At 46.9% G+C, this 15888-nt stretch carries 8 protein-coding genes; all 8 read left to right on the top strand.

The window, feature by feature from the left end:
* Positions 1-206 precede the first annotated feature (206 nt).
* The 8 genes from V7Q13_RS08475 (at position 207) to V7Q13_RS08440 (ending at position 15853) form a co-directional block, all read left to right on the top strand.
* A complete protein-coding gene (locus tag V7Q13_RS08475) occupies positions 207-3479 on the top strand; it encodes a TonB-dependent receptor (RefSeq protein ID WP_333800251.1) in 3273 nt (1090 codons plus the stop codon).
* A gap of 22 nt (positions 3480-3501) precedes the next feature.
* A complete protein-coding gene (locus tag V7Q13_RS08470; protein ID WP_333800250.1) occupies positions 3502-5019 on the top strand; it encodes a RagB/SusD family nutrient uptake outer membrane protein in 1518 nt (505 codons plus the stop codon).
* An 86-nt stretch (positions 5020-5105) separates the two neighbouring features.
* Entirely contained in the window at positions 5106-5975 is an 870-nt protein-coding gene (locus tag V7Q13_RS08465) for a LamG domain-containing protein (RefSeq protein ID WP_333800249.1), read from the top strand.
* Positions 5976-6168: 193 nt separating this feature from the next.
* Positions 6169-9381 carry a VCBS repeat-containing protein gene (locus tag V7Q13_RS08460; protein ID WP_333800248.1) on the top strand — a complete coding sequence of 1071 codons (3213 nt, stop codon included), beginning with the start codon at positions 6169-6171 and terminating at the stop codon, positions 9379-9381.
* Positions 9382-9428: 47 nt separating this feature from the next.
* A complete protein-coding gene (locus V7Q13_RS08455) occupies positions 9429-10895 on the top strand; it encodes a glycoside hydrolase family 30 protein (RefSeq protein WP_333800247.1) in 1467 nt (488 codons plus the stop codon).
* A gap of 56 nt (positions 10896-10951) precedes the next feature.
* Positions 10952-12409 carry a glycoside hydrolase family 30 protein gene (locus V7Q13_RS08450; RefSeq protein WP_333800246.1) on the top strand — a complete coding sequence of 486 codons (1458 nt, stop codon included), beginning with the start codon at positions 10952-10954 and terminating at the stop codon, positions 12407-12409.
* A 9-nt stretch (positions 12410-12418) separates the two neighbouring features.
* Positions 12419-14089 carry a glucoamylase family protein gene (locus tag V7Q13_RS08445; RefSeq protein WP_333800245.1) on the top strand — a complete coding sequence of 557 codons (1671 nt, stop codon included), beginning with the start codon at positions 12419-12421 and terminating at the stop codon, positions 14087-14089.
* A gap of 39 nt (positions 14090-14128) precedes the next feature.
* Complete coding sequence (locus V7Q13_RS08440; protein WP_333800244.1) at positions 14129-15853, top strand: GMC family oxidoreductase; 1725 nt, start codon at positions 14129-14131, stop codon at positions 15851-15853.
* Positions 15854-15888 lie beyond the last annotated feature (35 nt).

The following is a 15888-nucleotide window of genomic DNA, read 5'->3' as shown; positions in this document are numbered from 1 at the left end:
AACCGGAACAACAAAAAAACGGGGAGCAATGCGCCAACATTACCCCCCGGCAGTAAAAACAGAAAGCTTTTGCAGAACACTGTAGACCCGCCAGGTAATGCGATGCTCTGCTATTGATAAACCTCCATTTTAATTACGACATGAAAGTACACCAACAACTGCAAACAAAGGGCAGGCGATCCCTTTTGGTTAAAACGCTGCTTGCTATGAAAATGATTGTTGCTTTGATGCTGTTTGCCTCTCTGCATGCTTATGCCGACGGATTTGCGCAAAAGCGTATCTCCATTAAGTTGGAATCGGCCGAAATGAAGCAGGCGCTGCAGCAAATTGAAAAGAAAAGCCAGTACCGGTTTTTATACAACCAAACCGTACTGAAAAACACAGGAAAAATTACCCTGAATGCCAACAACGAACTGTTGGTAACCGTGCTCAACCAAATTTTTGCCGGCACAGGCATTAGCTACAAAATGCTCGATGGCGAACTGATTGTGCTCTCCAGCGAAGAATTTGAAGCACCAGCCCCGCAAACGGTTCGCGGTAAAATTACCGACGCCGATGGCAAACCCGTGCCCGGCGCATCTGTATTAATTAAAGGTACCAAAAGCGGTACCGCTGCCGATGCAGAAGGTAACTTCTCCATTTCTGTTGATGAAAAAGATGTATTGGTGATTTCAGCCGTAGGGTTTGCTACACAAGAAATTTCAGTAAATGGTCGTACCAATTTTGCGGTAAGCCTGGTGGTAGCTGCCAGCGGCCTCAACGAAGTAGTGGTAATTGGTTATGGTACCGCCAGCAAAAGAGACCTCACCGGTTCTATCGTGAAAATTGCCGGTAAAGACGTAGCCGACAAACCCAACGTAAACCCTGTTGCTTCGCTGCAAGGTAAAGTAGCCGGTTTGAGTGTGGTAAACTCTGGTACGCCCGGTCAGGAACCCGATATCCGTATTCGTGGTACCGTAAGTATTGGTGGTATTAAGCCGCTGTATGTAGTAGATGGTATCTGGAACGATAACATCAACTTCCTCAACCCCAACGATATTGAGTCTATCGAAGTGTTGAAAGATCCTTCTTCACTCGCCATCTTCGGTGCCCGTGGTGCTACTGGTGTTATCGCCATCACTACCAAAAAAGCCAAGGCTGGTCAAATCAATGTGAACTTCAATACTACCTACGGCTTCAAAAAGCTGGTTGATAAAATTGACATGGTGGATGCCGAAGGTTTTAAAATGCTGTTTGATGAAGAGCAAGCCAACATTGGTGTTCCTGCCAACCAGCGCTTCAACTATGGCCCATGGACGGGTAACACAGACTGGATTGATGTAATGACCCGCACTGCACAGTTTAGCACCAGCAACCTGAGCGTAAGTGCCAGCACCGACAAGAACAAGTTTTACATGGGCATTGGTTTTACCATGGATCAAGGTATTGTAAAACATGAGCAGCTGTCGAAGATTATGTTCAACATCAACGATGAATTTCGGGTAACCAAAAACCTGAAATTGGGCTTTACTTTAAACGGTATCCGTCAGCGTAACCCTTACAGCTCTGCTAATGGTTTGCTGTACGATGCCCGCCGTGTATTGCCTATCACCACTCCATACAACGATGCACTGGGTGTGTACAGCGAACTGGCCATTCAGAATGCCCAAATCAGCAACCCACTCATGAACCTCGAAAACAAGTGGGATAAAGAATTGCGCTACGAAAACCGTATGGTGGCCAGTGTATTTTTCGATTGGAACTTCCTGAAAAATTTCAATTGGAGAACTACATTGTATGGCGACATGAGCGACCTGAGCAGCCGTGGTTACAATCCCATCATTTATACATACAACCCTGAGTTGGGCAACACCACTTTTGTGGATCGCAATAACCGCCTCACTTCTGTTTATCAGAACAGTGAAAACTGGAAGAAATTCCAGCAGGATCACATCCTCACTTTCAAGAAAAACTTTGGTGACCATGGCCTGACTGCTATGGGTGGCTTTACTACTTATTACAATGAGTACCGAGGCTTGAATGCCAATGCCAGCCAGGCTGCCAGCGGCGACCCCATTCCTAACGATAAGCGTTTCTGGTACATCAATAACGGTTTTGTAGACCTAGCTTCTCGTCGTAGCTCTTCTGGCCAAACAGAACGTGCTACTGTATCTGGTCTTATCCGTTTGTTGTACAACTACCAGGGCAAATACATGCTGAATGCTTCTTTCCGTAAAGATGGTAGCTCTGCATGGCGCCCCGAAAACCAGCAGTGGCAAGATTTTTACAGCGTAGGTGCTGCCTGGGATATCAGTAAAGAGAAGTTTTTTGAACAACAGAACATCTTCGACTTCATGAAGTTGAAAGCCAGTTGGGGTGTATTGGGTGTGCAGAACACTTATGGGTTTGACTACCCCGCTTACCCTGCACTGCAAACCGGCAACACCGCTGTGTTTGGCGATTTGATTGCTCCTGCCTACTCTTTGGCTTACAACGTAGATCCTAACCTGCGTTGGGAAAGTGTAGATGCAAAAGAAGTTGGCCTTGAATTCAACATGCTGAAAAACCGCCTGCATGTAGAAGCCGCTTACTACAGCAAAACCACCAACGACCTGCTGAGCCTGGTACCAGATGGTAACAACCGTCAGCGCCTGAGCAACATTGGTACACTGAGCAACAAGGGTTTTGAATTTGTAGCCAGCTACAACCATACATTCGGCAAAGACTTCACGCTGAATGTGAGTGGTAACCTCACCACCTTCAGCAACAAAATGGGTGACATTGCCTTCAAACTGGCCGCCAGCGAAGAACGCCCCAACCAAACCGAAGTAGGTTTCCCCATTGGTTACTTCTATGGTTATGTAGTAGAAGGTTTGTACCAGAGCTATGCCGACAAACTGGCTTCGCCCACAGTGGTAGGTTATGAGTATGGCCCCGGCGACTTTAAATACAAAGACGTAAATGGCGATGGCAAAATTGATGCTACCGACCGTACCATGATTGGTAACCCCACACCTGACTTTATGTATGGTGCATCTATCAATCTGAATTACAAAGGCTTCGATTTTAATGTAGACCTGAATGGTGTATATGGCAACGAAATTTACCGCTATTGGGGTAGCTCAGAACTGCCATTTACTACCTTCAACTATCCTGCATTTAAGCTGAACCGCTGGCATGGCGAAGGCACCAGCAATTGGGATCCTGCACTGGGTGCCAACCGTGCCATCAACCGCCTGCCAAGCACGTATGGTATTGAAGATGGTAGCTACCTGCGTTTGCGCAACATCCAGATTGGTTACAACTTTAGCCCAGCTTTGCTGGCCAAAGCCAAAATCAAATCGTTCCGTGTATTTGTGAATGCGCAGAACTTGAAAACCTGGAAGCGCAATTCTGGTTATACACCTGAATACGGTGGTTCACCCACATCATTTGGTATAGACAACGGTAACAGCCCAATGCCAATGGTAGTAACCGGTGGTATCAACGTAAACTTTTAAATAAGTCAATAAAACACAGCATATGAAACAAAGAATTCAAAAGGGGAGCTACCTGGTTGTAGTGCTTGCTATGGGTTTATTGCTGGGTGCTTGCAACAAGTTCCTGGACCGCAAGCCTCTCTCGGCCACACTAGAAGACCTCAATCAAGGTGGCCTCGAAGGCCAGATTTATGGCCTCTACGGAGCCATCCGCAATGGTGATATTGCCGGGCAAGGTTTTGGCGGCATTCCCTGGCTGGGCATACAAAACTTCCGTAGCGATGACAGCGAGAAAGGAAGTAGCGCATCAGATGGTGCCGACTGGGGCGTGATTTACGATCAGTTTCAGTACGTAAAAGACCATTGGAGTAATACTGTTTATTGGGATCATCACTATACGCTGATTGGTGCTGCCAACACGGCATTGCAAATTGCCGACTCTTTGCAGCTCAATGATCCTGCATCGCAAATTAACCGTGCCGAAGCCCGTTTCTTCCGTGCATTCGCCTATTTCGATCTGGTTCGCACATTTGGCGAAGTGCCTAAAATCGACTTCCGTGTGTATAGTGCTATCGACGCACAACGTCCGAAAGCTTCTGTAGCAGAAATCTATGCGTTGATTGATGCCGACCTGCAATTTGCCGCAGCCAATTTGCCACTCAACTGGAAGAATGCCGCAGGTTCAAGCCGCTTTCCTGGCCGCCTTACAAAAGGTGCTGCACAGGCACTGCATGCCAAAACCTATTTGGCCCGCAGCAGCTGGGCACAGGGTTTAACATTGGCTCAGGCAGTTATCAACTCTGGAGAGTATGCACTTACTAACAGCTTTGCCGGCATTTGGACTACCGCCGGTGAAAACAACAGCGAATCAATCTTCGAAATTCAGGCCAGCATTGGTGCCAACAACGCCGACAACTATTCTGCGCCAAATGCTGTACACCAAGGTGTACGTGGTAGCGGCGACTGGGATTTAGGTTGGGGTTGGAATACACCAACACAAGAACTGGTGGATGCCTTCGAAACAGGCGATCCCCGCAAAAATGCAACCATCCTCTTCAGCGGTCAGCCAGATGGCTTGTATGGAAAAGTATTGCCCGATTTCCCCACCATTCCTCGTAAGTACTGGAACAAGAAAGTATATCCGGAACCAAGCCAGCAAACATTTACCGGCAACCGTCAGGGTGGTTGGATTAACCAGCGTGTATTGCGTCTGGCCGATGTATTGCTGATGGCTGCAGAAGCTGCCAACGAAACCGGCAACGGCGCTTTGGCTGAAACCTATCTGGAAAGAGTACGTTCACGGGCCCGTGCCGGCGACAACGCTATTCTGCCAAAAGTGGTATTCCAAAGTCAGGCTCAAATGCGCAATGCTATCCGTCAGGAACGCCGCGTAGAGCTGGCGCTGGAAGGCGACCGCTTCTTCGACCTGGTTCGTTGGGGCATTGCTACCAACGTGTTGGGCTCAGCTGGTTATACCAACAAGCACCGCTTCTATCCAATTCCTCAGCAAGCAATTGACAACAGCGGCGGCAAACTCGTCCAGAATCCTGAATGGCAATAAGCAACTGATAGAACAAGTAGCGGTTGCTGCAAGCTGCATCCGTTACTTGTTTCACTTTTCTTGAATGCTCACAAAAAAATGAACCAATGAAAATGAATAAACTCACAGCCGGATTGCTTACCGCTTCTGTATCGTTGCTGGTATTGGCCGGTTGTCAAAAAATGGATCGTCCTGCGTTGGGCGATTATCCAAAGGATAGCAATACACCCGGCGGACCACTGAAGTTCTATGCCGCTTTTGATGGTACCACCAGCAATTCTTTAATGAATGCTGTAGATAGCATCAAAGCAAGTTTTGCTTCTGAAAATCCACTCAATTCCACTGATGGTGTAAGTGGTAAGGCTTTACAGGGAGCTAACCGAAAGTTTGTAAAATATGCTAAGCCAAATGATTGGGCTACCACAGCGCAGAGCTTTACCATTTCTATTTGGTTTAAAAAAGATGGCCAAACCCAAAACAATAAGGGTACCAACGGACCTGAGTATTTAATGAGCCTTAAGCAAACCAATGTCAATAATGCAAACCACTGGAGTGGTGCCACATTGTTGTTCTTCTTAGAGGGTAATAATACTGCCTGTGCAGTTAAAACTATGTTTGTAGATAAAAGCAACGGGGATTCTTGGAGCACTTGGGAAGGAGGAAATAGCATTCCAGGTTTGTGCGATAATAAATGGCATCATCTGGCATTGGTGTATAATCATACCAACAGCCAGGCTGTTTTGTATGTTGACGGCGTAGCCAATCCGAATATCCGTGGTTGGTCGGGTCATGGCCCTATTAACTTCGACAATAACCGTATTGCTGAAATGCGTATTGGTGCTGGCCCAGGTGCTGCTACTGAAGAAAATGATGACTGGTTGTCATCAACTTTCAAAGGTGGTATAGACCAGTTCCGCTTGTATGGTACTGCACTTACTGCTGCCGAAGTATCAGCACTTTATACCGGCAAAAAATAACTACTCCATCTTCTTTTTTATAAGCAGTTAGTTTTGGTTAAAGGGCTGATACAGCAATGTACAGCCCTTTTTTTCTCTCTTTCCTTCAGGCTTTTATTCCTTTTGCATGTTAGTTCAACCTTCTTTCCGGCTGTATGGTTTCGCTTCTTGTATAATGCTCATGGCATTAGCCGGCTGCAAACAACAAAAAGGCATGTTCGAATCAGTGTCAGCCACTGATACGCATATCGAATTTGTGAATGAACCTGTATCCAAAAATTTACTCAGTATTCTATACTACCTCTATTATTACAATGGTGGTGGCGTTTCTGCAGGAGACATCAACAATGATGGATTAACCGATGTGTATTTTACCGCCAATACTTTGAGTGGCAATAAGCTCTACCTCAACAAAGGCAATTTTCAATTTGAAGACATTACTGAAAAGGCCGGAGTGGCTGGTACTAATGAATGGAGCAGCGGCACTACCATGGCCGATGTAAATGGTGATGGGCAGCTCGATATTTATGTTTGCGCCGTAAGCCAGCATTATGGTTTGAATGGCGCCAATGAATTGTACATCAACAATGGCAACCTTACGTTTACGCCTTCGGCTGCCAAGTATGGATTGAATTTTGCTGGCCTCAGTACACAGGCCGCTTTTTTTGATTACGATCAGGATGGCGACCTCGATTGCTATCTGCTCAACCACTCCAAAAAGCCACATGCCAATGTGGTAGATACCATCAACCGCCGCAAAGTAGATTCAACTGCCGGCGATAGATTGTATCGTAACGACCTTGTAAACGGGCAAATGCATTTTACCGATGTGTCGGCACAGGCGGGCATTTACCAAAGCAGTCTTGGTTATGGTTTGGGATTGGCTGTTGCCGATTTCAACAACGATGGCTGGGACGATATTTACGTGGGCAACGACTTCCACGAAAACGATTACTACTACATTAACAATGCCAATGGCACTTTCAGCGAAAGTGGTGCTGCGCATTTCAAACATTATAGCCGCTTTAGCATGGGCAACGATGCGGCAGACATCAACAATGACGGACAAACGGATTTGATAACGCTGGACATGCTGCCGCCCGATGAGAAAACCATGAAGACCTATGGTAGCGACGAAAACCCCAACGTGTACAAATCCAAGCTTGGTATGAATGGCTACCAGCACCAGTTTTCGAGAAACGTGCTGCACATGAACAATGGCGATGCGGTAAGCTTCAGCGATCAGGCATTGCTACGCGGTGTATCGGCCACCGACTGGAGTTGGTGTCCGCTGTTTGCAGACTTTGACAATGACGGGCAAAAAGATTTATTTATCAGCAGCGGTATTGTAAAGCGGCCGGTAGACCTCGACTATGTGCAGTTTGTGAGTGCCATGCAAGCACAAAAAAACCTCGACATCACCGATAAGTTTGACGAAGAAACCATAGCCAAAATGCCGGATGGCAGTTCGCATCCTTTCTTTTTTAAAGGCGATGCGGCCAATGGATTTACCAACATGAGCAAAGAATGGGGCACTGCAAGCCTCAAAGGATATTTTAATGGTGCCGCCTACGCCGATCTTGATAATGATGGTGACCTCGACATGCTGGTGAATGTGCTGAAAGGCAAAGCTTTGGTACTGAAAAACAATGCGCCTAAAAAGAACAGTTTGAGTATTTCATTGAAAGGGAATGCTGCCAATACAAAAGGCATTGGCGCCAAAGTATATGTGTATGCTGCAGGCCAAATGCAAATGCAACACCTGATGCCCACCCGTGGCTTCCAGTCGTCAAGCGATATGGTATTGCACTTTGGTTTGAACGATGCAACAGTAGCAGATAGTGTGTTGGTTGTATGGCCGGGCAATAGTTACGAAGTGCAGTACAAAGTGCCCGCCAACAAGCCTCGGCAATTGCTGCAAGCCAATTCCAAAGCGGGTTTTAACAGGCAAGCTTATTTTACTGTAGCAACACCTGTGTGGGAAGATGCAACTGCAGCCAGTGGCATAAACTGGCGCCATACAGAAAATGATTTTGTAGACTTCAACAGGCAATACCTTATTCCGCATGCACAGTCAACCAGAGGACCACGACTGGCGGTAGCGGATGTAAACAACGATGGACTCGAAGACTTTTTTGCCTGTGGTGCACATACTCAGCCGGGTGTACTCATGCTGCAGCAACGTAACGGCAGTTTTGCTGCTGCTAACGTACCTGCATTGGTGAGCAACGCTGTAAGCGAAGATGTAGATGCTTTGTTTGTAGATGTAAACAAAGACGGCTTTAAAGATTTGTACGTAGTAAGTGGCGGCAATGAACTGGATAGCGGCACTACTGCACTGGCCGATCATTTGTACATCAACGATGGTAAAGGAGGATTTACTGAATCAACACATCCTTTGCCGTTGCCCCGCACCAATAAATCATGTGTAGCCGCCAGCGATGTAGATGCCGATGGCGATGTGGATTTATTTGTAGGTGGTCTCGCTAATTCGGTGCGGTATGGTTATCCGCAAGATGCTTATCTGTTGCTGAATGATGGAACCGGAAAATTCACTAACGCTACTGCACAGCAAATCAATCTCAGCCAGTTGGGCATTACAACCAGCGCAGCATTTGCCGATGTAAATGGCGATGGCACGGAAGACCTGATTGTTGCAGGAGAGTGGATGCCGGTGGTGGTATTCATCAATCAGAAAGGAACATTTACCAAGCAAGCAATAGCAGGCAGCACAGGCCTTTGGCAAAACATACAGGTGGCTGATGTAAACGGTGATGGCAAAATGGACTTGCTGGGTGGCAACTGGGGGCTCAATAGCAAGTTGGCATCTGGCAAAAACGGGCCAGTGAAATTGTATGTAAAAGACTTTGATAAAAACGGCAGTGTAGAGCAAGTGATGGCCTACACAGTAGATGGCAAGGAATACAGTTTTCTGGCAAAAGATGAATTAGAAAGACCATTGCCCGTGTTGAAAAAGGCTTATCTCACTTATGGCGAAGTGGCCGGCGAAACGGTGCAATACATGTTCTACGATTTGTTTAAAGACTATTACGAAACAAAAGCAGAAACACTGGCCTCAAGTGTATTCATCAACAATGGAAAAGGAAGTTTTAGCATACAACCATTGCCCAAAGCTGTACAGCAGTCGCCGCTCTTTGCATTTGTGAAAATGCCCGATGGAAAAGCGGTATGGACGGGCGGCAATTTCTATGGAACTGTTCCTTACGAAGGCCGGTATGATGGGCAGCTGTTTACAGGGTTGCAGTTGGGCAGCAACATTACCACTACTGCAACCTTGCCCTGGCTGAGCGGCGAAATGCGGGATGCCAAATGGATATTGGTGAATGGCCAATTGAAATTGTTGATAGCCCGTAATAACGCACCCCTATTGCTGCTGCAAATGCCCGGCAATGATCAACGCAAATAACCATAACCTATACCGATGGTAAGCATCGGAAAAAATTTACCTATACTATGAAATTCTTAAGTAACACACTGCACAAAAAATGGGTTCGACAATCCTTTTTGCTCACAGGTATTGCTGCTGTGGCAGTTATTGCCATTGCCTGCAATAAGAAAAGTAATCCTTCGCCAACACCAGAGCCAACGCCTACCGGCGAAGTAGAACAATGGATCACCCGTGCCGATCAAACATTGCTGTTGAACAAAGCCGACAAGTTGCTGCCTTTTGTAACCACCAGTAATACCAATGCCAACATTGAGATTACAGAATCGACCACTTACCAAACGGTTGATGGCTTTGGCTATACACTCACAGGTGGTAGCGCCTACCTCATCAACTCGATGAGCACAACAGAAAAAAACAATCTGCTGAACGAACTCTTTGGCAATAGTGCTACATCAATAGGTGTGAGTTACTTGCGCATTAGTTTGGGTGCCAGCGACCTGAGCCCGTTTGTATTTAGCTACAACGATTTGCCAGCCGGCCAAACCGATGAAACACTCAGCAAGTTTAGCCTGGCTGCAGACACGACCGATTTGATTCCGGTACTCAAGCAAATTCTTACCATCAATCCCAATATTAAAATCATGGCTTCGCCTTGGAGCCCGCCTACATGGATGAAAACAAACGGCAACAGCGTTGGTGGTTCATTGCAAGAAAAATATTATGCTGTGTATGCCCAATATTTTGTGAAGTACATCCAGGCCATGAAAGGCCGCGGCATAACCATTGATGCGGTAACCATTCAGAATGAGCCTGAACATGGCGGCAACAATCCCAGTATGCTCATGACTGAAGCGCAGCAGACGGCTTTTATCAAAAACAATTTAGGCCCTGCTTTCAAAGATGCCGGCATCACTACTAAAATCATTATTTGGGATCACAACTGCGACAGACCAAACTATCCTATCACCGTGATGAATGATCCGGATGCAAAAAAATACATCGATGGTTCAGCGTTCCATTTGTATGCTGGCGATATTTCTGCACTGAGCACCGTACGCAATGCACACCCTGATAAGGCGCTGTATTTTACCGAGCAATGGACAGGTAAAAACGGCAGTTTCGATGGTGATTTGAAATGGCATATCCGCAATGTGATTATTGGCTCTATGCGCAACTGGAGCAGGGTTGCATTGGAGTGGAACCTGGCCAACAATCCGCAGTTTGGCCCGCATACACCCGGCGGTTGTACAGAGTGCCGTGGTGCTCTCATGATTAACGGCGATCAGGTAACACGTAACGTGAGCTATTACATTGTGGCGCATGCCTCCAAGTTTGTGCCGGCTGGTTCTACCCGCATTGAAAGCATTGGCCCCGGCAACCTGGCACATGTAGCTTTTAAAACACCTGCCGGTAAAAAAGTATTGCTGGTGCTCAACGACAATGGCTATGCAGTCAACTTCAATATTAAAATCAATGGCAAATGGGCAGTGGCACAATTGCCTGCCAATGCAGTGGGTACATACGTGTGGTAAGCAATAGCAATACAAGTCCGTTATATTTTATACAACCAACCATAAAGCAATAGAACATGAAAAGATTGATTGCAGGTGTAGCAGCCACCATGTTGCTGGCATGCCAAACTTCACCCAGTGAGAAAGGAACAGCTGCCACATTTTCAACAGAAGGCAAGCAGGTAATTGCTGTAACCACTGCGGATAGCACCGACCTGCGCCTGACCGTAAATGATACACTCAGCTTTACCGACATGGCACAGCCTGTAGAGTCGCAGGTGCTGGTGTTTGTAGATCCGGGCAAAGAGTTTCAGCACTACGAAGGCATTGGCGCAGCACTCACTGATGCGTCGGCAGAAACCTTTTACAAATTGCCCAAAGCGGCACAGGATGAATTTTTGAAAGCACATTTCGATAAGCAAAATGGTATTGGTTACAATTTTGCCCGCACCAATATCAACAGCTGCGATTTTAGTAGCGACATGTACACGTATGTACAAGATGGCGATAAGGAGTTGAAAACATTCGACATTGCCCACGATAAAAAATTCAAGCTGCCCTTTATTAAAGCATCTATTGCTGCAGCAGGTGGCAAGCTCAATTTGTTTGCCAGCCCTTGGAGCCCGCCGGCGTTTATGAAAGACAACAACGACATGTTGAAAGGTGGCAAACTGAAGCCGGAGTTTTACAACTCATGGGCCATGTATTACACCAAGTTTATCAAAGCATACGAAGCGGAAGGTGTACCGGTGTGGGGCATAAGCATTCAAAACGAGCCCATGGCTACACAGCGGTGGGAGAGCTGCATTTACACGGCTGAAGAAGAACGTGACTTCCTGAAAAACCATCTTGGACCCACCATGGAAAAAGAAGGCCTGAAGGATAAAAAAATCATTGTGTGGGACCACAACCGGGACCTCATTTATCAGCGGGCACAAACCTATTTCAGCGACGCAGCTGCATCGAAATACATTTGGGGCATTGGCTTTCACTGGTACGAAGACTGGAGCGGCGGCCTGCCCATGTACGACAATATTCGCCGTGTACATGAGTCATTCCCCGACAAGCATATTTTCTTTACCGAAGGTTGTGCCGAAAGCTTTGACAGCACCCGCTACAAGGCCTGGGTATTGGGCGAAGAATATGGCCGTAGCATGATTAATGATTTCAACAACGGTATGGTTGGTTTCACCGATTGGAACATTTTGCTCGATGAAACCGGCGGTCCTAACCACGTGCAAAATTTTTGCTTTGCACCCGTGCATGCTGATACGCGTACAGGCCAGTTGATTTACACCAATGCATATTACTACATCGGTCATTTTTCAAAATTCATTCAGCCTGGTGCCAAGCGGGTAGCAGCTGCAGCAAGCCGTAGTCAGTTACTTACTACTGCATTCCGCAATCCTGATGGAAAATTGGTTGTCATCGTGATGAACCAAAGCGATAAAAAAACACCTTACCATCTTTGGATCAATGGAAAAGCTGCTGAAACAGTTGCACTGCCGCACTCTATTACCACACTGTTGTTATAAAAACATAACATGAAATTTTTGCTGAAGCCATACATTCTTGTGGGTGTGATGTTTGTGGGTTTTGCTGCTTGTAAAAAGGGCGGCGAAACCCCGATACCTCCACCAGCACCAGCCAAACTCCGGCTTATCAATGCCACGCTCGACAACAGTGTAGGCAACACTTTTACCAATACTTCGCTAACGCCTGTATTGCGTTTCAACTTTTCAGAAAAAGTAGATAAAGCGTCTGCGGCAAGTGCCACGGCATTAGCCAATGCAGTTGGTGTAGCCGTGCCATTTACATTGGCATGGGAGCGTGGCGATAGTACAATGGTCATGCAGCCAAACGCTGCACTTACAGGATTGAATCGCTACACAGCACTTGTATCAAATGCCTTGAAATCTGCAGCCGGCGTTGCTTTAGCAGAAGCTGGCAGCATCAACCTCATTACCCGCATCGATTCTACGCCTAAGTTTCCGACCATTAGTGATGAGGCGTTGCTCACCCTGGTGCAGCAGCAAACGTTCAAATACTTCTGGGACTTTGGTCATCCTGTAAGCGGACTGGCTCGTGAACGCAACAGCAGTGGTGATTTGGTAACCAGTGGCGGTAGTGGCTTTGGTATTATGAGTATGGTAACGGGCGTACACAGGGGATTTGTAACCCGTGCACAAGCCTTGCAGCGTATTCAAACCATGGTTACTTTTTTGAAAGACAAAGCGCAGAAGTTTAAAGGGGCGTTTCCGCATTGGCTCAATGGCAATACCGGTGTGGTGATTCCGTTTAGTGCCAATGATAACGGTGCCGATCTCGTAGAAACATCGTTACTCTCAATGGGCCTGATTACAGCAAGACAATATTTTGATGATGCCGATGCTGCAGAAACACAACTGCGCAACGACATCAACAGCATTTTGGATGGCATTGAATGGAACTGGTTTCGCAAAAACAATGAGCAGGTATTGTACTGGCACTGGAGCCCCGATAAAGGCTGGGCCATGAACCTGAAAATTCAGGGCTGGAACGAGTGTTTGATTAACTACGTGATGGCGGCCAGTTCTAAAAATTACAGCATCCCCGATACGGTATATCAAAAAGGGTTTGCCAGAGATGGAGCCATGAAAAATGGTAAAACATTTTACAACAATAAACTGCCACTGGGTAGCGATTTGGGCGGCCCGCTTTTCTTATCGCACTATACTTTTCTCGGCATCAATCCAAATGGGTTGTCTGATCAGTATGCCAATTATTGGGAGCAAAATGTAGCCCACAGCAAAATCAACTACGAGTATTGCAAAGCCAATCCGCTGGGCCGCTGGGGCTACAGCGATAAAAGCTGGGGCCTTACTGCCAGCGATATTCCGGGTGGATACACTGCCAGCAGTCCTACCAACGATGTGGGTGTGATTGCACCAACGGCTGCGATTAGTGCTATGCCTTACACACCTGCAGAAAGCATGGCAGCCTTGAAATTTTTCTATTACACTATGGGCGATAAAATCTGGAAGGAATACGGCTTTGTAGATGCCTTCAAACTGCCCGATTTGTGGTTTGCTTCTTCCTTCCTTGCTATCGATCAGGGCCCGCAAATCATCATGATTGAAAACTATCGGAGTGGTTTGTTGTGGAACCTGTTTAGCAGTGCACCGGAAGTAAAAGCAGCTTTGAAAAAACTTGGATTTACTGCGCCGTATTTGTAAGCATGTTCGGCAATACGTACCATTGAAAATGCCAGCAACTTGTCTGACACCACTCATATACACATCAAAAGCGGCGGGAAGGACTCGCATACCTACGATGCCATTGTGATTGGCAGCGGCATCAGCGGTGGCTGGGCAGCTAAAGAGCTGTGTGAGCAAGGCCTCCGTACACTGGTGCTGGAAAGGGGCCGCAATGTGGAGCACATCAAAGATTATCCTACTCACAACCTCGATCCATGGCAGTTTCCACATCGTGGCCGCATGCCCAAAGAAGCCCTGGATAAAAACCCGCTGATTAGTAAAGCAGCAGGCTATGCAGAAGACACGGCTCATTTTTTTATTCAGGATACCGATCATCCTTACATACAAGAAAAACCTTTTGACTGGATACGGGGCTATCAGGTAGGCGGCAAATCACTTACCTGGGGGCGAAGCTGCCAACGCTGGAGCGATTGGGATTTTACTGCCCCTGTCCGCTATGGTTATGGTATTGAATGGCCCATAGGTTACAATGATATAGCACCATGGTACAGCTATGCCGAACGTTTTATCGGTGTGTGTGGTACGGCAGAAAATATTGAGTCGATGCCCGATGGCGAATTTTTACCCGGCTATGAACTCAACTGCATTGAACAACAGTTGCGCAGCACCCTGAGCAAGCAATTCAAACGGCATTACATTACCGGCAGGTGGGCACAGCTTACCGAGCCTACGGCACTGCACTTGCAGCAAGGCCGCAGCCAGTGTCAAAATAGAAACCTCTGCATGCGGGGCTGTCCCTTTGGCGGCTATTTCAGCAGCGTTACCTGCACCTTGCCATGGGCACAAAAAACCAATAACCTGACGATTCGGCCGCACAGTGTGGTGCATTCTCTTATTTACGATGAGCAGTTGCAAAAAGCCACCGGTGTAAGGGTAGTGGATGCACAAACAAAAGCAGTGACTGAATATTTTGCCCGCATCATTTTTGTAAATGCATCGGCACTCAACAGCAATCTGATTTTACTGAACTCCACATCCAATCGTTTTCCCAATGGTTTGGGCAACGATAACGGACTGATGGGCAAATACATTTGCTTTCACAATTACCGGGGAAGCATGGGCGCCACTTTTGAAGGTTATAAGAATCAGTATTTCTATGGCAAAAAGCCGGCAGAATGTGTGATTCCCAATTTCAGAAACCTGAAAGAAAGAGATGCGGATTTTGTAGGGGGTTATGTCATTTTCAGCGGCGGCTACCGGTCGCGGTTGGATTACGACATGCCGGATGGTATTGGCGCAGCTTACAAAGATGCGCTGAGTGAGCCCGGCCCATGGGGCGCTTACATGTACATGCAGGGCGAAACCATTCCCAAAGCCAGCAATCATGTACGCCTGAGCAATGAGCATAAAGATGCGTACGATATGCCGCTGCTCATTACATCGGTTGGCTATGATGAGAATGATGACAGGATGGTGCAGGACTTTCTTCGGGAAGGCAAGGCCATGTTGGAAGCTGCCGGTGCTGTGGAAGTGCACACGCATGACAGCAAACAACCACCGGGCCTCGACATACATGAAATGGGTGGTGTACGGATGGGCAAAGACCCCAACACTTCATTGCTGAATGCTTTTAACCAATTGCATCAATGCAAGAACGTATTTGTAACCGATGGTGCCTGTATGACCAGCACAGGCAATCAGAGTCCGAGTATTTTATACATGGCGCTTACCGCAAGAGCAGCGCAGTATGCCGCCGCCGAAATGAAAAAAGGAAAATTGTAATGAAAAGAAATTGATAATAATTCATGGCCGCAAAT

It is taken from the genome of Phnomibacter sp. (genome assembly GCF_036803085.1).
GTDB lineage: Bacteria > Bacteroidota > Bacteroidia > Chitinophagales > Chitinophagaceae > Phnomibacter.
This window is presented reverse-complemented; position numbering and strand designations above follow the sequence as displayed.

Coding starts and splice junctions, on each gene's coding strand:
- V7Q13_RS08475 (WP_333800251.1), top strand. CDS start 207: ATGAAAATGATTGTTGCTTTGATGCTGTTTGCCTCTCTGCATGCTTAT.
- V7Q13_RS08470 (WP_333800250.1), top strand. CDS start 3,502: ATGAAACAAAGAATTCAAAAGGGGAGCTACCTGGTTGTAGTGCTTGCT.
- V7Q13_RS08465 (WP_333800249.1), top strand. CDS start 5,106: ATGAAAATGAATAAACTCACAGCCGGATTGCTTACCGCTTCTGTATCG.
- V7Q13_RS08460 (WP_333800248.1), top strand. CDS start 6,169: ATGTTCGAATCAGTGTCAGCCACTGATACGCATATCGAATTTGTGAAT.
- V7Q13_RS08455 (WP_333800247.1), top strand. CDS start 9,429: ATGAAATTCTTAAGTAACACACTGCACAAAAAATGGGTTCGACAATCC.
- V7Q13_RS08450 (WP_333800246.1), top strand. CDS start 10,952: ATGAAAAGATTGATTGCAGGTGTAGCAGCCACCATGTTGCTGGCATGC.
- V7Q13_RS08445 (WP_333800245.1), top strand. CDS start 12,419: ATGAAATTTTTGCTGAAGCCATACATTCTTGTGGGTGTGATGTTTGTG.